The sequence below is a fragment of the Rhodococcus sp. LB1 genome, assembly GCF_001583455.1.
Taxonomy (GTDB): Bacteria; Actinomycetota; Actinomycetes; order Mycobacteriales; family Mycobacteriaceae; genus Rhodococcus_F; species Rhodococcus_F opacus.
In genome coordinates, this window is record NZ_LTCZ01000222.1 from 1 (window position 1) to 14320 (window position 14320).

At 67.8% G+C, this 14320-nt stretch carries 16 protein-coding genes and 1 pseudogene; 9 read left to right on the plus strand and 8 right to left on the minus strand.

What is annotated here, in order from left to right; translation table 11 throughout:
- Together AZG88_RS26245 and AZG88_RS26250 are read left to right on the plus strand one after the other, a co-directional pair.
- Positions 1–484 (plus strand): universal stress protein (locus AZG88_RS26245; protein ID WP_197436124.1); only part of this gene is annotated, 484 nt, incomplete at its 5' end.
- Positions 485–539: 55 nt separating this feature from the next.
- Positions 540–2120, plus strand: coding sequence for an APC family permease (locus tag AZG88_RS26250; RefSeq protein WP_005238596.1), 1581 nt, complete (start codon positions 540–542; stop codon positions 2118–2120).
- On the opposite strand, the gene AZG88_RS26255 is transcribed toward AZG88_RS26250, so the two are convergent.
- Positions 2080–2691, minus strand: coding sequence for a TetR/AcrR family transcriptional regulator (locus AZG88_RS26255; RefSeq protein ID WP_005238594.1), 612 nt, complete (start codon positions 2689–2691; stop codon positions 2080–2082). The two genes, AZG88_RS26250 and AZG88_RS26255, sit on opposite strands and share 41 nt — an antisense overlap.
- Before the next feature lie 162 nt (positions 2692–2853).
- On the opposite strand from AZG88_RS26255, the gene AZG88_RS26260 reads away from it, so the two are divergent.
- Together AZG88_RS26260 and AZG88_RS26265 are read left to right on the plus strand one after the other, a co-directional pair.
- On the plus strand, positions 2854–3828 hold the full coding sequence (locus AZG88_RS26260) for a nitrilase-related carbon-nitrogen hydrolase (RefSeq protein ID WP_061699651.1): 975 nt from the start codon (positions 2854–2856) through the stop codon (positions 3826–3828).
- Positions 3828–4850, plus strand: coding sequence for an agmatine deiminase family protein (locus tag AZG88_RS26265; protein WP_061699652.1), 1023 nt, complete (start codon positions 3828–3830; stop codon positions 4848–4850). The genes AZG88_RS26260 and AZG88_RS26265 overlap by 1 nt, the downstream gene beginning before the upstream one ends.
- Positions 4851–4900: 50 nt before the next feature.
- On the opposite strand, the gene AZG88_RS26270 is transcribed toward AZG88_RS26265, so the two are convergent.
- The 4 genes from AZG88_RS26270 to AZG88_RS26285 form a co-directional block, all read right to left on the minus strand.
- Positions 4901–6874, minus strand: a complete 1974-nt coding sequence (locus AZG88_RS26270; protein WP_005238588.1) for a vWA domain-containing protein — start codon at positions 6872–6874, stop codon at positions 4901–4903.
- Positions 6874–8259, minus strand: a complete 1386-nt coding sequence (locus AZG88_RS26275; protein WP_005238585.1) for a sigma 54-interacting transcriptional regulator — start codon at positions 8257–8259, stop codon at positions 6874–6876. The genes AZG88_RS26270 and AZG88_RS26275 overlap by 1 nt, the downstream gene beginning before the upstream one ends.
- Before the next feature lie 63 nt (positions 8260–8322).
- Positions 8323–8739, minus strand: a complete 417-nt coding sequence (locus AZG88_RS26280; RefSeq protein ID WP_025432097.1) for a DoxX family protein — start codon at positions 8737–8739, stop codon at positions 8323–8325.
- The gene (locus AZG88_RS26285; protein WP_025432096.1) at positions 8736–9149 is read right to left on the minus strand and encodes a VOC family protein; all 414 of its coding nucleotides are present in this window, start codon (positions 9147–9149) and stop codon (positions 8736–8738) included. The genes AZG88_RS26280 and AZG88_RS26285 overlap by 4 nt, the downstream gene beginning before the upstream one ends.
- A gap of 136 nt (positions 9150–9285) precedes the next feature.
- On the opposite strand from AZG88_RS26285, the gene AZG88_RS26290 reads away from it, so the two are divergent.
- Positions 9286–9930, plus strand: coding sequence for a winged helix-turn-helix transcriptional regulator (locus AZG88_RS26290; RefSeq protein ID WP_061699653.1), 645 nt, complete (start codon positions 9286–9288; stop codon positions 9928–9930).
- An 8-nt stretch (positions 9931–9938) separates the two neighbouring features.
- On the opposite strand, the gene AZG88_RS26295 is transcribed toward AZG88_RS26290, so the two are convergent.
- Positions 9939–10250: a hypothetical protein gene (locus AZG88_RS26295; RefSeq protein ID WP_061699654.1), complete on the minus strand. Its 312-nt coding sequence runs from the start codon at positions 10248–10250 to the stop codon at positions 9939–9941.
- Between AZG88_RS26295 and AZG88_RS55745 the strand changes: the two genes are divergently transcribed.
- Genes AZG88_RS55745 through AZG88_RS26305 form a run of 3 tightly spaced genes read left to right on the plus strand, consistent with a single transcriptional unit; the run spans position 10178 to position 11970 of the window.
- Positions 10178–10360 carry a hypothetical protein gene (locus AZG88_RS55745; protein WP_156517628.1) on the plus strand — a complete coding sequence of 61 codons (183 nt, stop codon included), beginning with the start codon at positions 10178–10180 and terminating at the stop codon, positions 10358–10360. The two genes, AZG88_RS26295 and AZG88_RS55745, sit on opposite strands and share 73 nt — an antisense overlap.
- Positions 10361–10414: 54 nt before the next feature.
- A complete protein-coding gene (locus tag AZG88_RS26300; RefSeq protein ID WP_061699655.1) occupies positions 10415–10987 on the plus strand; it encodes a DUF4126 domain-containing protein in 573 nt (190 codons plus the stop codon).
- Between the two features lie 17 nt (positions 10988–11004).
- Entirely contained in the window at positions 11005–11970 is a 966-nt protein-coding gene (locus AZG88_RS26305; protein WP_061699656.1) for an alpha/beta hydrolase family protein, read from the plus strand.
- On the opposite strand, the gene AZG88_RS26310 is transcribed toward AZG88_RS26305, so the two are convergent.
- Entirely contained in the window at positions 11971–13062 is a 1092-nt protein-coding gene (locus tag AZG88_RS26310) for an N-acetylmuramoyl-L-alanine amidase (protein ID WP_005238566.1), read from the minus strand.
- Between the two features lie 533 nt (positions 13063–13595).
- Between AZG88_RS26310 and AZG88_RS26315 the strand changes: the two genes are divergently transcribed.
- Positions 13596–13829, plus strand: a complete 234-nt coding sequence (locus AZG88_RS26315; RefSeq protein ID WP_005238564.1) for a hypothetical protein — start codon at positions 13596–13598, stop codon at positions 13827–13829.
- Positions 13830–13882: 53 nt separating this feature from the next.
- On the opposite strand, the pseudogene purH reads toward AZG88_RS26315, so the two are convergent.
- Positions 13883–14320, minus strand: a pseudogene (gene purH / locus AZG88_RS26320) (bifunctional phosphoribosylaminoimidazolecarboxamide formyltransferase/IMP cyclohydrolase); the annotation flags it as partial.

Below are 14320 nucleotides of genomic sequence, written 5' to 3' on the forward strand. Positions count from 1 at the left end.
CGCGCCCCGCGGGGCGCGGCACTCCTCCGCGAAGAAGATCCGCGAGGTCACCTGCGCGCTCGGGACCCGGACCGGGGCCGACGTGCTGCTGCGGACGGCGGTGCGGACGTGCGAGCGGATGCAGACCCCGCTCCGCCTCGTCTCCCTCGTCGCACTCGACCCGCAGAACGACCTTCGCGATCACCGGGACACCCCCGACGACATCCGCGACCGGGCCGTCGCCCACGCGCAGAGCACCCTCGAAGCGGCGAAATCCGCTCTTCCCGAGGACTTTCCCGTGTCCGTCACGATCGCCGACGGATCCTCCGTGGAATCGGCGGTCCGCACACTCGACTGGCAGGACGGCGACCTCGTGATGGTCGGCTCCAGCCGGCTCGCCCAACCTCATCGACTGTTCCTGGGATCCACCGCGGCCAAGATGCTCCGCGTCCTGCCGGTGCCCATGGTGGTCGTCCCCAAGCAGGAGTTCGAAAACAGTGAGTAAACCGTCCGCGACACCCGCCCCGGATCCACGCTCGTTCCCGACCGGAGGTTCAGACATGACGAACAGCGAAGGCGCGCCGGCGTCGGCCGACGGCGCCGTGAGCGCCAAGGGGCTGGCCACCGGTGCGGTCGGGACCTTCTCCGGGGCGATCCTCGGAATCTCCTCTGTGGCACCGGGTTACACGCTGACGGCCAGCATCGGGCTGATCGTCGCGGCCGTCGGGTTGAAGATGCCCGCCATCTTCATCGCCGGCTTCATTCCCATGTTCCTCACGGCGTACGCCTACCGTGAGCTCAACTCCGAATCACCCGACTGCGGTGCGTCGTTCACGTGGTCGACCAAGGCGTTCGGTCCGTACGTCGGCTGGATGTGCGGCTGGGGCATGGTGATCGCCACGATCATCGTGCTCTCGAACCTCGCGGCGATCGCGGTCCAGTTCTTCTATCTGTTCATCGCGAAACTGTTCGACGCCCCGAGCATCGCCGACCTCCCCGGCAACAAATTCGTGAACGTCGGGACGACGCTCGTGTTCATCGCCCTGGCCACCTGGATCGCCAGCCGCGGCATCACCACCAGCGAGCGCCTGCAGGTCGCGCTCGTCGGCTTCCAGATGGTGCTGCTCATCGCCTTCGCGGTGGTGGCACTGGTTCACGTCGGCAACGGGTCCGCCCCCGCCGGGCTGTCGTTCGACCTGAGCTGGTTCAACCCGTTCACGGGACTGGCCCTCGGTGCGTTCGTGATCGGCCTGACGGGTTCGATTTTCGCGTTCTGGGGCTGGGACACCTGCCTGACACTGGGCGAGGAGTCGAAGAACCCGAAGAAGACCCCCGGTCGCGCCGGACTGCTGTGCGTCGCGACGATCCTGCTGACCTACCTGCTCGTGTCGGTCGCGGCGATGATGTATGCGGGCGTCGGCGAGGACGGTCTCGGCCTCGGCAACCCGGACAACTCCGAGAACGTCTTCGGCGCCCTCGCCGATCCGGTTCTCGGCAACTGGGGCGGCATGCTGCTGTTCCTCGCGGTGTTCGTCTCCTCGGTCGCGAGCCTGCAGACCACGTTCCTGCCCGCCGCGCGCACGATGCTGGCCATGGGCGCCTACGGCGCGTTCCCCAAGAAGCTCGCCGAGGTGTCGCCGCGGTTCCTGGTGCCGTCCTACGCGACCGTCGTCGCCGGTGTGGTGACCGCGGTCTTCTACACCGTCGTCACATTTCTGTCCGAGCGCACGCTGCTCGACACGATCGCCGCGCTGGGCATCATGATCTGCTGGTACTACGGCATCACCGCGTTCGCCTGTGTCTGGTACTTCCGGGGCCGGTTGTTCACGAGCGTGCGCAACGCCGTCTTCCGGTTCGCGTTCCCGCTGCTCGGCGGGCTGATGCTGTTCGCCGTGTTCGTCATCTCGATCGACGAGAGCATGGACCCGGAGAACGCGAGCGGTGCGTCCATCGGCGGAATCGGCCTCGTCTTCTTCCTCGGCTTCGGCATCCTCCTGCTCGGCGCCGTGCTGATGATGATCATGCGGTTCAGCAGCCCCGCCTTCTTCCGCGGCGAGACCCTCAACCGCGACACGTCGGCGTTGCGGGACGAGGGTGATCTCACGGCTCGATCGGAGCCTGCGCCACCAAGCCCGCGATAAGCGTCCGCAGCCCGAACTCGAATGCTGCATCCGCCCGTCCGGGGTTCGGCCCGGACGTGGCGAGGGCGGCCAGCATGGCCTCGTTCGCCTCCGGGGCGGTCGCCCAGACCACTTCGGGTGCGGCGAGGTCCAGCGCCGACCCCAGCACGAAGCTGTCGACCGTCGTGATGGCGTGCAGAATCTCCTCGGGCGTGAAGCCACCGTCCGAGAATGCCTGCGCCAGCGCGTTGTACAGCCCGAACGCCACACCGGACTGCACTGTGTGCGCGGTGAACAGAGGAATCAGCCGAGGATGCTCGGCGTAGTTGCGCCGATACTCGCGCGCCAGGCCGGCCACCGTCTCGCTCCACTTGCCGTCGGGGTCCGCCACCACGATGCCCGCCATCATGCGGGCACGCATCAGTTCGATGATCTCCGCCCTCCCGGACACGTGGTTGTACAGCGAGGAGGGCCGCACCTTCAGCCGTTCGGCGAGACCCGGCATCGTGAAATCACCGGTGAGGTCCACCATGCGCATGGCAGCTTCGGTGATGATCTCCGGCGACAGCAGTCGCTGTGATGGCCGTGGCATGGGTGCCCTCCTGGTCGGTGTGTGTCACCGGCGACCAGGGCGGATACCGAAGGAATCGAATTCGTCACGCCCCACCCCTTGATCGCCGAGCATTCACCCACCATACTTAACGAATCCAATTCGTTTTAGGCGCTCGCCGAACCGAACATCCGAGGAAACACAATGTTGACGATTACCGCCCTCACCCCTCCCGAGTCCCTGTCGAGGACGCGCGAGACGGGACGCACCCCGCTCCGTGTCGGCCTCGTCCAGCACCGCTGGCACGAGAACGATCAGGATCTGCGGGCCGAACTCGACGAGGGCATCGCCGCGGCAGCGAAACTCGGGGCGCGCGTGGTGTTCCTCCCCGAACTCACACTGAGCCGCTACCCCGCGTCGACGCCGGGTGGCGACAACCCGGGACGTACCGCCGAGGACCTCCTCACCGGCCCCACGTTCACGTTCGCCGCCAAGGCCGCCGCCGAACACGGCGTCCTCGTCCACGCCTCGCTGTACGAGCGGAACGACTCCGAGGACGGCGTGCAGTACGAGGACGGACTCGGTTTCAACACGGCCATCCTCGTCACCCCCTCCGGCGAACTGCTCGCGCGCACCCGCAAGCTGCACATCCCCGTCACCGCCGGCTACTACGAGGACACCTACTTCCGGGGCGGTCCGGCCGAGAACCCGTACCCGGTGCACGAGGCGCTGGACGGTGTGAAGCTCGGACTGCCGACGTGCTGGGACGAATGGTTCCCCGAGGTCGCCCGCGCCTACTCGCTCGGCGGCGCCGAAATCCTGGTGTACCCCACCGCGATCGGCTCGGAGCCCGACCACCCGCAGTTCGACACCCAGCCGCTGTGGCAGCAGGTGATCGTCGGCAACGGCATCGCGAACGGCACTTTCATGGTAGTGCCCAACCGCCACGGCAGCGAAGGCCTCATCACGTTCTACGGCTCGTCGTTCATCTCCGACCCCTACGGCCGGATCCTCGCGCAGGCCCCGCGCGACGAATCCGCGGTCCTGGTCGCCGACCTCGACCTCCAGCAGCGCGAGGACTGGCTGGCCCTGTTCCCGTTCCTGGCCACCAGGCGCCCCGACACGTACGGCGTCCTCACCGAGCCGGTCGATCACGCCTCCCCGTTCGGGAGGGCCTGATGACCTGGCGCATGCCCGCGGAAGGCGAACTGCACGAACGCACCTGGATGGCCTACCCCAGTGAGGGCTACTCCCTGGGCGACACCCCCGAGGAACATCACGAGGCCCGCACCACGTGGGCCGAGGTGGCGCACGCGGTGGCCCGGTTCGAGCCCGTCACCGTCGTCGTCGACCCCGGTCAGGTGTCGGCGGCCGAGGAGTACCTCTCCGCGGACATCGACATCGTCGCGGCGCCGCTGAACGACGCCTGGATGCGCGACATCGGACCCACGTTCGTGCTGTCCGAGGACGGACGCCTCGGCGGTGTCGACTGGATCTTCAACGGCTGGGGCGGCCAGGACTGGGCCCAGTGGGACAAGGACTCGAAGATCGGCGCACTGGTGGTCGAGCGGTCGGGGGCGGAACTCGTCGACTCGCCGATCGTCAACGAGGGCGGCGGCATCCAGGTCGACGGCCTCGGCACCGTGCTGGTGACCGAGACCGTGCAACTCGACCCCGGCCGCAACCCGGAACTGTCGAAAGCCGACATCGAGGCCGAGCTCGCCCGGACGATCGGTGCCACGAAGGTCATCTGGCTGCCGCGCGGACTGACCCGGGACCAGGACACGTACGGCACGCGCGGGCACGTCGACATCGTCGCCGCCATCCCGTCGCCGGGCGTGGTCCTGGTGCACGATCAGCGCAACCCCGAACACCCCGACTTCGAGGTCAGCAAGGCCGTCATCGACGTGCTGAAGCAGACCACGGACGCCCGCGGTGAGTCGTGGGAGATCATCACCGTCCCCGCGCCGACGGTCCTGCGCGACGAGGAGGGTTTCGTCGACTACAGCTACATCAACCATTTCGTCGTCAACGGCGGCGTCATCGCGTGCAGCTTCGACGATCCCGCGGACGAGGAAGCGGTCGCGATCCTGTCGGCCGCCTACCCCGGACGCACGGTCGTGTCGGTCGACGCCCGCCCGCTCTTCGCGCGCGGCGGCGGAATTCACTGCATCACCCAGCACCAGCCCGCTGTGCGCTGACGCGCCCGTGAGTACTTGTCAACCGCGGGCGGTTAACAAGTACTCACGGGCTAGCGGCGGCGACGCATGTAGTCGCTGACGACGGCGGCACCGAGACCGTCCAGCCCGGGCGCCACGACGCGTCCGCCGACCCGCTCGGCCATCCGGTCCACCACCCGCGCGAGACCGGGATCCTCACCGAGCCGGAAGAACGTGACGTGAGCGCCGAGTCGGGCGAGGGTGTCGAGTTCCCGGACCGTCAGACCGAGGGTCCGGGCGCTCGGCGGATAGTCGAAGTACGCGAAGCCGTCCGGCTCGAGGTGGGCCGTCGGCTCACCGTCGGTGACGATCAGGACCACCGGCTGGGCGTTGGGGTGCCGGCGCAGATGCCGAGCCGCCAGCAGCAGCGCGTGGTGCAGATTGGTGCCCTGGTCCCACGCGCCGTCCAGGCCGGCCAGCTCCGACGGCGTCAGCACCTGCGCGTGCCTGCCGAACGAGATGAGCTGCAGTTCGTCGCTGCGGAAGCGGGTGCTCACCAAGTGGTTCAGGGCGAGGGCGGTGCGTTTCATCGGCACCCACCGGCCCTCCATCACCATCGAGAACGACGTGTCGACCAGCAACGCGACCGCCGCCTGCGACCGCTGCTCGGTCTCCATCACCTCCACGTCCGCCACCGACAACCGGACCGGGACGCGACCGCGCTCGACCGGATCGGATGCCGCCCGCAGCACGGCGTTGGTGATCGTGCGCGTGACGTCCCACGGCTCGGTGTCACCGAACGCCCACTCGCGCGACGCGCCTGTCGGCTCCCCCATCGACCCGGCACGGCGCGTCTCCCGTTGCCCGCCACGCGAAGACAGCTGCTGCGCCACGTCCCGCAGAGCCGTCTGACCGAGTTGGCGCATCGCCTTGGGTGACAGGCGCCACTGGCCGTCCGCCCCGCGGTCGAAGAAGCCCTGGTCTCGCAGGGCCTTCTCGAGTTCGGCGAGGGTCTGCGCATCGGCCGCCGCCTCTTCGCCCAGTTGCCGGGCCAGAGTCTCCGCGTCGATGTCGTCGAGTTGTGCGCCCGCGTACTGCTGCGACAGTTGCTCGGCGAGCGACTCGAGTTCCGCGATGTCCTGCAACGCCCCGGTGCCCTCGCCCAGGCCCATGCCGTCGTCGCCGCGGAACCGCTGCGAGCCCTGCCAGTCCTCACCGGGGCGCGCGGCCTGCAGATGCTGGTCGAGGCGGTCCAGCTGTCCGATCAGCGACGGATCGCCGAACGCCTGCTGCGCCAGCGCATCCAGTTCGTCGCGCTGCTCCTGCGACAGCGAGTTCCGCAGGCGCTGCGCCGCCGCCGCCCGCTGCGCCAGCGAATCGAGCAGTTCCTCGACGTTTTGCGGGTTCTCGGGGAAGTACTCGCCGTGCTTGTCCATGAACTCGTCGAACTGTTCCTGCGTGTCCTCGCCGCGCGAATGCTTGTCGAGCAGGTCGTTGAGGTCGGCGAGCATCTCCCGGATGCGTTCGCGGTCTTCTTCCGTGGCACCCTCGAGGGCCTGTTTCATGCCGGCGAACCGCTGGTCCAGCATTTCGCGGCCCAGGAGGTCCCGGATCTTCTCGTAGTCCTCGCGTGCTTCCGAACTGCGCCAGTCGTAGTCGGCGAGTTCCTGCACGGCCTGCGCGGTGGACGACGACAGTTCCTCGAGGCGCATCTCCGAGAAGCGGGCGTCGTCGTCGAGCGCGCGGGCCAGCGTCTTGCGTTCCTCGAGCACCGCGCGGTCGAGGAGTTCCCGGACCTCTTCGAGTGTGCCGTTCAGGTTGTTCCGCTTCAGCAGTTCACGGCGACGCCGATTGGCCTCGGCCGCAAGTTCGTCCAGGCCGCGCATGTCCCGGTTGCCGCGCCGGAGCATCTCGCGCAGCGCCTGCCGCGGCGACGTTCCGGCGAACACGTCGTCGCCGATCGCGGCCAGGGCCTCACGCAGGTCCACCGGCGGCGCCAGCGGATCACCGCCCTCGTACGGCCCGTACCGCGCGTTGTGCGGTCCGCGCTCCGCCTTGCGGGACATTACGAATACACCGTCTGCCCGTTGATGTCCGGGTTCTTCGAGATGCGCCGCGCCAGGTACAGGCCTTCGAGGGCGAACTCGGCGGCCGCGGCCCGTTCGCCGTCGGACTCCGCGCCCAGACGCTCGGCCAGCTCGTCGAGGACCTCGAGTTCGGGCAGCTCGTTCAGTAGTGCCTTCGCCGTGATCCGTTCACCGGTCACCACCGGGTCGCCCTGTTCGACCGCGTCCACGAGTTCCGCCAGGTCGATGCCGCCGAGCCGGGTGCGGACGGTGTCGGCCGTCGCCCGCCGGAGCAGGTGCTCGAGGACCTCGATTTCGCGCCCTTCCTCACCGGATTCGAATTCCACCTTGCCCCGCAGGACGTCGACGACGGTCTCGAGGTCCACCGGCCGCGCGACCGGGTCGGCTTCACCGAGCACTGCGCCGCGATGCACCGCAGCGGCACTGACGGTTTCGGCACCTGCCACCGCGAAGCGGGCGGACACACCCGACCGCTGATCGACCGACGTCGACTCGCGGAGCAGACGGGTGAACCGGGCCAGGATCTCGAGGAGGTACTCGGGCACCTCCGCGGTGAGGTGCGCTTCCTGGAGGATGACCGCGACTTCGTCGTCGAGCCGGGTCGGGTAGTGCGTCCGGATCTCGGCGCCGAACCGGTCCTTCAGCGGGGTGATGATGCGACCGCGGTTCGTGTAGTCCTCCGGGTTTGCGCTGGCCACCATCAGGACGTCCAGCGGGAGCCGGAGAGTGTATCCGCGGACCTGGATGTCGCGTTCCTCCATGACGTTGAGCAGCGACACCTGGATGCGTTCGGCGAGGTCGGGCAGTTCGTTGATGGCGACGATGCCCCGGTGCGCACGGGGGACGAGCCCGAAGTGAATGGTTTCCGGGTCGCCGAGACTCCGGCCCTCCGCGACCTTGACCGGATCCACGTCGCCGACGAGGTCCGCCACCGACGTGTCGGGGGTCGCGAGTTTCTCCGAATACCGCTCGCTGCGGTGCCGCCATGCGACGGGGAGGCTGTCGCCCAGTTCCTGTGCCCGGCGGATGGACGCCGGGGTGATGGGCTCATAGGGATGCTCCCCGAGTTCGGAACCGGCGATCACCGGGGTCCATTCGTCGAGGAGCAGATTGAGGGTGCGGAGGAGGCGGGTCTTGCCCTGACCACGTTCGCCGAGCAACACCACGTCGTGACCCGCGATGAGAGCCCGTTCGAGCTGTGGTTCCACCGTCTCCTCGAAACCGACGATGCCGGGCCACGGATCACGACCGTCGCGTAGGGCCGCGAGCAGATTCTCGCGGATCTCTTCCTTGACGGTGCGTTGAATGTGGCCCGACTCGCGGAGCTCGCCGACGGTGGAAGGTCTGTGTTCCGATGACGTCACCACTCCACGCTACGAGGGTTCGAGCGAATCGGCACGCGGTTAACGCGCGCCGACCCGCCCGGGTCAGTCCTCGCGGCGCAGCGGGAGCAGTTCGCGGACCTTGCGGTCGCGCAGGTACAGACCCGCCCAGACCGCGATGCCGACGTACACCGCGAACAGCACCGTGCTGAACAACGGCTTCTCGACGCGCCAGTTGGTGAGCACCGCCCCACCGAGGTATCCGGTGAGCAGCACCGCACCCAGCGGGGCCGTTCGCGGCACCAGGTAGAGCGCGGTGCAGATCAGCAGCACGATCCCGATCGGGACGATGATGTGCATCGGCAGCCCCAGTTCGGCGGCCGAGTCCTCTACCGGTCCGATCTTCAGGAGCTTGCCGACGGCGTCGAAGAGGAGGAAGGCGCCGACAAGGCCGCTGAGGACCCAGCCCACCTTGCGTGCGGTTCCCGACTCCACCGTGACGGGAGTGACGGTGGCGCTCACGACTGGTGTCCCTGTGCCGCTGCGGGATCCATCCACATGACCTCCCAGAGGTGACCGTCCGGGTCCTGGAAGCTGCGGCCGTACATGAATCCCTCGTCCATCGGTTCGTTGGAGAACGATCCGCCCGACGCGAGCGCCTTGTCGGCCAGGGCGTCGACGGCCTCGCGGCTGTCCGCGGAGATGCAGAGGATGGATTCGGTGGTCGTGCCGGCGTCCGCGATGGCCTTCTTGGTGAAGGTGGAGAAGAACTTCTCCGTCAGCAGCATGACGTGAATGTGCTCGCTGATCACGATCGACGACGCGTTCTCGTCCGAGAACTGCGGGTTCCGCTGGTAGCCGAGCGCCTCGTAGAAGGCCGTCGACGTGCCGAGGTCCTTCACGGGGAGGTTCACGAAGATCATGGTGGGCATCGAATTCTCTTTCCGTCGGTGAAGTGGAGCCGATTCGGGTGAGGAGCCGTGCGACCTTGTGGAGCAGATCACGTACTAATGTTGCAAAAAGAAACCTACTGATGTCAATAGGCAACTTCGGTCTATAGTTGAAACCATGGCACGGCAGACTTACGGGCAGTACTGCGGACTCGCGCATGCCCTGGACATCGTGGGACAACGCTGGGCACTGCTCATCGTCCGAGATCTCCTGGTCGGACCGCGGCGTTATACGGATCTCAAGCAGGGCTTGCCGGGCATCCCGTCCAACATCCTGTCGGCGCGCCTGAAGGAACTCGAGGACGCCGACGTGATCGCGCGCCGCGCGCTGCCCCGGCCGTCGAACGCGGTGGTCTACGAACTGACCGACTACGGCAGCGCTCTGGAGGACGCCGTGAAGTCGCTGGGCCGGTGGGGCGCCCGCACTCTCGGCGAACCCGACCCGGACGATGCGGTGACCGTCGACTCCATGGTGATGGCGCTGCGGTCGACGTTCCACCCCGACGCCGCACGGGACGTCACCCTCACCTACGAACTTCGACTCGGGCCGATCGTGCTGTCCGCCCGCATCGACCGCGGCGAACTGGAGGTCGTGGAGGGCGCGGCCGACCGGCCCGACCTCGTGATCGAGACCGGGCCGGCGGTGAAGGCACTGATGGCACGCGAGATCACCCCGGAGGACGCCATCGCCCTCGGCAGTGTGTCCGTCACCGGCGACCCGGCGCTGCTCGCCACGTTCGCCGACGTCTTCAGCATTCCCTGAGAGTCCGCCTACGCGGCGACACCGCACGAGGTCAGGGCGTCCAACTCGTACCAGGCGCAGCGGTAGCGCTCGAGTGTCACCGGATCGGCTTCCGCCAGAAGAGAATCGAGCAGGACTCGCGGATCGTCGCGCCAGGCCCGGACCACGTCCGCGACCGCGCGGTTCGAGAACAGACCCGACCCGGTGAGCGCAGACACCCACTCGTCGATCGCTCCCCGGTGAATCCGCTCGACGGCCTCCTGGCGGAATCCGCCGTCGACGAAATCGAGGGAGAACATGGCGGCGACGACATCACCGGTGGTCAGCTGTACGACGTTCATGGTGCGGCACCTTCCTGGAGTCGGGGGCTGTTCTCGGACGTAATCCGTTGGAACAACTGGTGATGCAGACGCTAATCGCCGATTGTGTGAGTTCTGTGATGCTTCTCTGAGATCTCGGCCGCGATGCCCGCCTGCCGTGATCGCCGAGCTTCTACACTCCGTGCATGGAGACCTGGGTTCTGCCCGGACTGCTCGGCCTCGGCCTCGCCGCCGCGTCGGGACTGCGCACGTTCCTGCCGCTGCTGATGCTCAGCGCCGCGGTGCACTTCGAGGTGCTCGGGATCACCCTGAACGAGTCGATGCGGTGGCTCGGTTCGACCGGGGCACTGGTCGCGCTGTCGATCGCGACAGTGGTGGAACTGACCGCCGATCTCATCCCGTTCGTCGACAACGCGCTGTCCGTGATCGGCAACGTCACCGGTCCCGTGGCGGGTGTCATCGCCACCTGGGCGGCCTTCGCGGACGTGGACCCGTCGACCGCCGCGATCGCCGGAATCGTCATCGGTGCCCCCACCGCTCTGGCGTTCAGCACCGCGCAGACCGGGACCCGGGCGGTGAGCACGGCCTCCACCGGCGGACTCGCCAATCCCGTGGTGTCGGCGATCGAAGACGTGGTCTCGTTCGTCACATCCCTGATCGCCCTGCTGCTTCCGCTGCTCGTCATCCCGCTACTCGCGTTCCTGCTGTGGTTCGCATGGCGAGGGGTGCAGCGGGTGCGGCGACTGCGCGCGACGTGAACTGGTAGACAGTCCCCATGCCTGACACCGAGATCACGTTCGACAGCGGTGCCGTCACGTACTACGGCAGCCTGCGCACCCCCGACCACGCGAACGGGTCGGCGCCCGCCGCGCTGCTGCTCGCCGGCAGCGGCCCCACCGACCGCAACGGCGACAGCGCCCTGCTCCCCGGTGACATCGGAACGCTCCGCCACCTCGCCGACGTGCTCGAACAGCACGGCATCCCCAGCCTGCGCTACGACAAGATCGGCAGCGGCGAGACCGCCCTCGGCCCCTACGAGGTGGAAGAAGTCGGGGGTCTCGGATTCACCACCTTCGTCGACGCCGCCTCCGCGGGCCTCGACTTCCTGGCCGCCCAACCCGGGGTCGACCCGTCGAGGCTGATCGTCATCGGTCACAGCGACGGCGGACTCGTCGCCCTCGCGCTCGCCACCGCGGAAGACGAGTCGCGCGTGCGCGCCGTCGGACTGCTCGAACCGCTGAGTGTCCGGCTCCTCGATCTCCTCACCACGCAGATCCACGGCCAGCTCGACGCCGTCGTCGGCACCGGCCAGCTGCCGGTGGAACTGGCCGACGAACTCCGGCTCGCGCTCGCGGACACCGTCGAATCACTCCGCACGTCCGGCACGATCCCCGACGACCTTCCGGAACCCCTGCAGAACGCCGGGCTGGTCCATGCCAACGCCAAGGCCCTCGCGGAGGAGGACGCTCTCGACCCGCGCGCGCTGGCCGGCCGCCTGCCCGCCGGCTTCCCCGTCCTCACCAGCTGCTCCGCCAAGGACATTCAGGTACAGCTCGCAGACGTCGACGGCCTGAACGACGCCCTCGCTCACACCGCGCTGACGCCGGTGCGGATGACGAACGCCAATCACGTCCTCAAGGACGTCGGCGACCGCCCGTCCACCGGACCGGATTACGTGGAACCGCTCCCCTACTCGGCGGAGTTCACCGAACCGTTCAGCAGGTGGATCGCCGCTCTGTGATCAGTTCCCGCCCGCCCCGGTGATCACGGCCATCAGCGTGCTCGCCAGATCGGACACGAGCCCCAGGTTCTTGTCGTTGACGAGGTCCTGCAGCCCGTCGAGTCCCTCGACCTCGAGCAGCGGCGCGAGCATCTCCATCAACTCGGAGAACTCCGCCGACTCCGGGGTCGTCGACTTCGGGGTCGCCTTCGGGGTGGTCGCCTTCGGCGTCGTGGTGGTGGTCGACGACGCGCTGTCCTCGCTCGCCTCAGGCGTCGTGGTCGCTGCCGGTGCTGCCGCCAGCTCCTCGGCCGGCGCCGAATCCGACCCCGTCAAGAGGTAGGTGACGATGCCCGTCGTGATGGTGATCGCGTGCTTCAACTGGCCGTCGGTGCTCTCCAGCTGGGCGGAGTCTTCCTTGTTGGAACCGTTGCCCATCTCGACGAACACCAGCGGCACCTGAGTCAGCGCCGGCCCGGCTACATCGGCGCGGGTCTGGAGGCCGTCGTTCACGCCGGCGTAGTTGGCGGGGACGAATCCGTCCGACTTGTAGGCGTCGCGCATCATCTTCGACGCCTCGAGCCCGCCACCGGACTGCGCCGCGTCCGCCTTCTCGTCGGGGATGGGCAGCGACGGGATGATCATGTGGAACCCGTGCTTGCTCGCGTCCTCGCCCTGCGCCGTCGAGTCCGCGTGAATGCTCACCGCGACGTCGGCATTCGATTCGCTTGCCGCACGCGCTCTTTCGTCGACGCATCCACCCCAGCCGGTGTCGTCCTGACGGCTCAGGACAACCTTCGCGCCGAGACTCTCGAGGCTGCTCTTCACCAGCTGGGAGACGTTCCAGTTGATGGTGTGCTCGGGCACCCCGCCCAGCGACGTCATGCCACTGGTCTGGCAGTCCTTCGTGTTGCCCCGGCCGTCGTTCACCTGCTGCGCGAGGTCGTGGCCCTCGCTGGAACCCTGATGTCCGGGGTCGAGAAACACCGTCATCCCGGACAGTTCGGTGCCGGTCGCCGTCGCCGCGGGTTCCGCCGAAGCCTGAGCAGGGATGAGCACGGACGCACCCAGGACGCAGGCGCCGAGGCCGGCCTTGATCGCAAATCGGTTCATAACGGGAATGGGCGCACCATCGCAGTCCGGGCGCCACTCTCCTTCCACAGGTGCCACTCGAGTCACATCAGCCCCGAGTGAATCAGCTGCACCGTGCGTGCGGGCAGCCCGAGGCCGGATCGAAAGCAACCTGTGACCAAAGTGTGGGATTCGACAGATGAGCACCGATCAGCCACACACCGTGCATCTGACGAATCCGTGCGCGGAGGTGAACGGGACGGCAACTCTAGGCCAAGAGCCGCTGCTCAACCCTGCATTTCGGCGCAGTGGCCGGATAATGGAAGTGCAAACCCTCAACCGGTGCTGTACGGTCATCTACCAACCAGCAACGACACGCAGAGAGGTACGGACATGATGCAGCTTCACGCGCTCTTCGCATCCGTACCCGCATGGCGTCGCTGCTCCGCCGACAAGCACATCACCAAGTTCGGCGCACCCCGAGAATGTTGAGACTTACACCAAGTCATTCTCGGGCACCCAGGGCAAACCCCTCGGGTGCCTTTTCTTTTACCTTTCACTTTCAGGAGCACCCCATGAAACTTCGCATCAACCAACTGTCCACCTCTCCCCCGTATCTCGATCTGCCGGACGACCTCACCGGATACGCCGTCACCCTCGACCTGTCGCACTGCGACGCCGCCCACGAGGCCGGCCTGGGTGAGCTGATCAGCGAGGTCCGCAGCCGCGGCGCCGCCCGCGTGGTCATCACCGGTTCGCCGCGCGAACTCCAGGGCACGGGCCGAGCACACGGGGCCGCAGCGGCCTGACGACGCAGAACGGGCCCCGGCATGATGCCAAGGCCCGTTCGAGTTGCCGAACGCTAGTGCGCGAAGTGCCGCGCGCCCGTCAGGTACATGGTGATGCCGGCTTCCTTGGCCGCATCGATCACCTCGTTGTCGCGGACGGAACCACCCGGCTGCACGACTGCCTTGACGCCGGCGTTCGCGAGCACCTGCAGTCCGTCGGGGAACGGGAAGAACGCGTCCGACGCGCCCACCGACCCGACCACCCGGTCACCGGCCCGCTGCACCGCGAGGTGCGCGGAGTCGACGCGGTTGACCTGGCCCATGCCGACGCCGACCGACGCACCGTCGGAGGCGAGCAGGATCGCGTTGGATTTCACCGAGCGGCACGCGCGCCACGCGAACTCGAGATCCTTCAGGGTCTGTTCGTCGGCGGCGTCGCCGACGGCCAGCGTCCAGTTCGCCGGGTCGTCGCCCTCGGCGTCGAGCACGTCACGCTCCTGCAGGAGCGCTCC

Bases quoted from the DNA above. Each gene is read 5' to 3' on its own strand.
- AZG88_RS26250 (WP_005238596.1), top strand. From the start codon at position 540: ATGACGAACAGCGAAGGCGCGCCGGCGTCGGCCGACGGCGCCGTGAGC.
- AZG88_RS26255 (WP_005238594.1), bottom strand. From the start codon at position 2,691: ATGCCACGGCCATCACAGCGACTGCTGTCGCCGGAGATCATCACCGAA.
- AZG88_RS26260 (WP_061699651.1), top strand. From the start codon at position 2,854: ATGTTGACGATTACCGCCCTCACCCCTCCCGAGTCCCTGTCGAGGACG.
- AZG88_RS26265 (WP_061699652.1), top strand. From the start codon at position 3,828: ATGACCTGGCGCATGCCCGCGGAAGGCGAACTGCACGAACGCACCTGG.
- AZG88_RS26270 (WP_005238588.1), bottom strand. From the start codon at position 6,874: ATGTCCCGCAAGGCGGAGCGCGGACCGCACAACGCGCGGTACGGGCCG.
- AZG88_RS26285 (WP_025432096.1), bottom strand. From the start codon at position 9,149: ATGCCCACCATGATCTTCGTGAACCTCCCCGTGAAGGACCTCGGCACG.
- AZG88_RS26290 (WP_061699653.1), top strand. From the start codon at position 9,286: ATGGCACGGCAGACTTACGGGCAGTACTGCGGACTCGCGCATGCCCTG.
- AZG88_RS26295 (WP_061699654.1), bottom strand. From the start codon at position 10,250: ATGAACGTCGTACAGCTGACCACCGGTGATGTCGTCGCCGCCATGTTC.
- AZG88_RS26300 (WP_061699655.1), top strand. From the start codon at position 10,415: ATGGAGACCTGGGTTCTGCCCGGACTGCTCGGCCTCGGCCTCGCCGCC.
- AZG88_RS26305 (WP_061699656.1), top strand. From the start codon at position 11,005: ATGCCTGACACCGAGATCACGTTCGACAGCGGTGCCGTCACGTACTAC.
- AZG88_RS26310 (WP_005238566.1), bottom strand. From the start codon at position 13,062: ATGAACCGATTTGCGATCAAGGCCGGCCTCGGCGCCTGCGTCCTGGGT.
- AZG88_RS26315 (WP_005238564.1), top strand. From the start codon at position 13,596: ATGAAACTTCGCATCAACCAACTGTCCACCTCTCCCCCGTATCTCGAT.